Source organism: Ilumatobacter sp. (genome assembly GCF_041688325.1).
Lineage (GTDB): Bacteria > Actinomycetota > Acidimicrobiia > Acidimicrobiales > Ilumatobacteraceae > Ilumatobacter_A.
Window position 1 is genome coordinate 1 of record NZ_JBDNIJ010000383.1, and the last position, 3,799, is coordinate 3,799.

General features: G+C 61.9%; 5 protein-coding genes and 1 pseudogene. All 6 read right to left on the minus strand.

The genetic code is table 11. The features are described 5' to 3' along the window. Positions 1 to 66 precede the first annotated feature (66 nt). Positions 67 to 480 carry an AAA family ATPase gene (locus tag ACH2EI_RS19360; RefSeq protein ID WP_395161213.1) on the minus strand — a complete coding sequence of 138 codons (414 nt, stop codon included), beginning with the start codon at positions 478 to 480 and terminating at the stop codon, positions 67 to 69. An 18-nt stretch (positions 481 to 498) separates the two neighbouring features. Next, positions 499 to 1,200 carry an ATP-binding cassette domain-containing protein gene (locus ACH2EI_RS19365; RefSeq protein ID WP_395161221.1) on the minus strand — a complete coding sequence of 234 codons (702 nt, stop codon included), beginning with the start codon at positions 1,198 to 1,200 and terminating at the stop codon, positions 499 to 501. Beyond that, positions 1,198 to 1,461 (minus strand): annotated as a pseudogene (locus ACH2EI_RS19370) (branched-chain amino acid ABC transporter permease); the annotation flags it as partial. The pseudogene ACH2EI_RS19370 and the gene ACH2EI_RS19365, both read right to left, overlap by 3 nt. Before the next feature lie 21 nt (positions 1,462 to 1,482). Next, entirely contained in the window at positions 1,483 to 2,100 is a 618-nt protein-coding gene (locus ACH2EI_RS19375) for a hypothetical protein (protein ID WP_395161215.1), read from the minus strand. Beyond that, positions 2,100 to 2,972 carry a branched-chain amino acid ABC transporter permease gene (locus ACH2EI_RS19380; RefSeq protein WP_395161217.1) on the minus strand — a complete coding sequence of 291 codons (873 nt, stop codon included), beginning with the start codon at positions 2,970 to 2,972 and terminating at the stop codon, positions 2,100 to 2,102. Before ACH2EI_RS19380 ends, ACH2EI_RS19375 begins: the two co-directional genes overlap by 1 nt. After that, positions 2,972 to 3,799: ABC transporter substrate-binding protein (locus tag ACH2EI_RS19385; RefSeq protein WP_395161219.1), on the minus strand; the 828-nt coding region annotated here is incomplete at its 5' end. The genes ACH2EI_RS19385 and ACH2EI_RS19380, both read right to left, overlap by 1 nt.

Sequence of the window (3,799 nt, forward strand, 5' to 3'; positions counted from 1 at the left end):
CGTGCAGCACGGTCGCGCGACCATTGCCAGCAGTGATGTTGACGACTTCCAACCCCTGTTGATCCGTCACTGATTTTGTCCAGACTCTCCGACGAGCGCTCGCTCGTCACGATGTGAATGTGTCGTAGACGGCCGTGGCTTACCCAGATACGAGGCGACCACCGCAGAATCTTGAAGCACTGCGTCAACACTGCCGGTTGCAAGGGTGGTTCCTTCAGCCATACAGGTGACTCGGTCTGCAACGGAACGGACGAGATCCATGTGGTGCTCAACGAGCACGACCGCAACACCGGCAGCCCGAATCGACTTGATGAGCTCGGCCAGGCGCATCCGCTCGTGCGGGTTCAAGCCGGCACCCGGTTCATCCATGATGACCAGCTGCGGCGACCCAGCAAGGGCTCGAGCGATCTCGAGCGAACGCTGCTGCCCGTAGGACAAGTCGCCTGCTGGCACCTCGTCGCAACCAGCCAGGACGACCATGGTCAACAGATCGCCTGCTCATTGAATGTCAACACGCTCCTGCCGGGCGATGGAGCGCAAACGCAGCGCTGCCGACCACAACGACCCAGTACCGCTCGCCGGCGCGCCGAGCAGCACGTTGCTGAGACACGGCCGTTCCAGGTCGATCAACGGCGTCTGGAACGTTCGTCCGATGCCGATCCTCGAAATCTCGAACGACTGGAGTTCTTGGATCTCGATCCCGGCGAGTTCTGCCCGTCCCGAGTCAGACCGGTACAGCCCGGAGATCAGATTGGCCAGCGTGGACTTGCCTGCCCCATTTGGACCGATCACGGCGTGGACCTCACCGCTGGCGACCATGAGGTTCATGTTGTGAACTGCCTGGTTGCCGCCGAAGCGTTTGCTGTAATCAGTTACCTCGAGGAGCAGCCTTCCGGTGGCGAATTCGCCATCTGGAGCCACGAGTGCAGCCGTGCCGGCGGTGCCGGAAACATCCTCGTCCGATGAATTGCCGATGAACCCGGATGAGTCAACTCGTGCCGACATCGCTCGAACAGATCGCGATCGGCGGCGTGCCGCGAAAAGGTTCGGGACCGTGCCCCAGATTCCGCGAGGCATCACCAAGAGCACAAACAGCATGATCAGCGAGACAAGGCCCTCCCCGGAGAGGTACCAGGTATCGCTGACGAAGCGCACCTGCAGCGACACGACGTCGTCAAGCAGCGACGAATCAGACAGCATCGCGACCGCGACCGCCCCCACAACAGGTCCGAGCAGCGAGCCCGAACCGCCGAGGATGACGGCAACGAGCAGATTCACGCCGAGGAAGAGTGTGAAGGACTCAGGCTGCAGGTGCCCGTAGAGAAGGAGGTAGAGAACGCCACCTGCGCCTCCGAAGACGGCAGCAAGCACAGACACTGCGATCTTTCGCTGCGAGACGTTGATGCCGACCTGGCTCGCCATGATTTCGCTGGTCTGGATCGCACGCAGAGAACGTCCCCACGGGCTCTGGGCGACGTTGCGTTAGAGCAGGAAGGCGACGACCGCAGCGCCGATGACGAGGAACATCACCGTCGGGCGAGTGCCCCCGAACAGCGGCGGTTCGAAGCGATAGCCAAATATCTCGGGCGGGTCCACGAGAGAACTGTCATGGTCGGTCCGGTTTGGATAGCCCGACAGTCGTCCGAACCGTGGCAGCTCGACCAGCAGTCGATGAACCACGACAGCGAAAACGAGTGTGACCATTGCTAACTGCGGGCCGTGGAGACGCGCTGCTGCGACCGCAATGCCAGCACCGAAAATCCCGCAGATCACCAGGCTGAGCACGGCTGCAACCGCCCATGGCAGGTGGAAATCGGCACGTAAGTAGGCCGCCCCGTAGGCACCAAGTGCCACGAAAGCACCCTGGCCGAGCGAGATCAGACCCGAATAGCCGGACAAGAGGTTCAGTCCGAGGGCCGCGACCAGCGTGACCAGCATCAGACCGATCGTTTGGGTTCGAGCGAGATCTCGACCGTCCGAACTCAACGTGAAGAGGAGCATCACCGATGCGACCAGGAGGACGAAAAACGTGGCGCTTCGTGCTTGGACCCAGCGCATTGGTGTGTTGGTCATTGGTGTGTTGTCCAGCGCTGTGTCCATCAGACCTTGACCTCGACGTGACGGCCCAGCAGGCCCTGGGGGCGAAAGACCAACACCAAGACGACGAGGCCGAGACCAGCGACATCGCCCCAGGCTGCACCGAAGCGATAACCGGTCACGTACGTGGTGATGCCGTAGACCAGCCCGCCAACGAGGACGCCGGGCACCGACGTCAGGCCGCCGATCACTGCCACAGCGAACGCCCCGATCAAGAGCGCCAGCCCCATCCGGGGCGACAATCCCGCGTAGCTGGACCACAGCACACCGACGAGCCCGGCCACCGCCATGGCGGCAATCCAGGTACCGATGGCAACGGCGCGTGGCGAAATTCCGGCCAACGATGCCATTTCGGGGTCCTCGGAGACTGCCCGCATCTTCACTCCGATCGATGTCTTTGCCAGGATGACTGCAGCCGCAGCGACAACGAGGACGGCCAGTACGGCGATGAGTAGCAGCTGCCGGCTGAACGTCACACCGACCAACGTGGCGAATCCCGTTGCAGACGGCATGTCGAGGGCCTGCACCCGGGCTCCCCTGCTGTTCGTCAGCAAGTTGAGGAGGACGAACGAGAGCGCCACCGTGGTGAGCAGCCAACGCACGTCGTGCCCGCCCCCGCCGGCAAACGGACGCACCAAGACGTGGTACGTCACGCCGCCGAGCAGAGCCGGCACAAGAATCGCCACGCCGAACACCACGAATGTTGGAATCCACGACACGGAGAGCAGCGCGAGCGCCACGAATCCGGCGATCGCCATGAACTCACCGAGCGCGAAGGTCAGTGTTTTCGTGGTGATAAACGTGAGGACGAAGCCCAGGGCGACGAACGAGAACGTGAGTCCCGTCACCGCCCCGAGCAGTACCGATTGATACATCAGGAAGGATGGCCGAGAGAGACGATCTCACCATTCTTGCCGAATTCATGGAGGTACCACGTCGAAGCGACGCTGTCGTAAAGGCTCCGGTCCGTGGCGCCGAAGGGCGTCTCGAACAGCCGACCGTTGACATCAAACTCCGCAATACCTTCCAGCGCCAAGCGCACCGCTTCATAGTCCGTGGCATCACCGACTTCAGCAACCGCCTGTCCGTATGCGAGCGCTGCCGAATACGACGGGAACACGGCCGCACCGAGTTGTGCCGGTTCGCCGTAGGTCTCCTCGTACATCTCCATCAGGCCGGTGTATGCAGCACCGGTCAGATCACGAGGGTCGGGAATCACGATTCCCGCTCGCTGTTCAGGGGTGGTGAGCTCTGCGAACTCGGTCAAGATCGTCTGCGTTGCGATCTTGGTCTCGGGCTCGAAACCGACCTGCTCCATCGCCCGCATGAGCGATGCAATGTCGGAGCCGTTGCTGACGGCGATGAAGACAGAGTTGACTCCGGCGTCCTTCATCCGTCGCACGGCTGACGTGAGGTCCGGTGTCCCGGGCTCGAAGCCTTCCTCGGAGGCAATCTCTTGCCCACGTGCTTCTGCAGTCGTCTTCATTGAGTCGAGATTCGACTGGCCGTACCCTTCAGCTGAGTAGAAGATTCCCACGGTGTTCCCTTCTTTGAAGAGAAGATCCGCAGTCACGTCAATCGCCTGCTGATTGGTGTTCTGGAAGCGGAAGCCCCAGTTGGGCGAGACGCTTTCATCGAGAACCTGATCCGCAGCAGCGACCGAGATGAGCCACGGCCCACCAGCACGCTGGATGATCTCTGC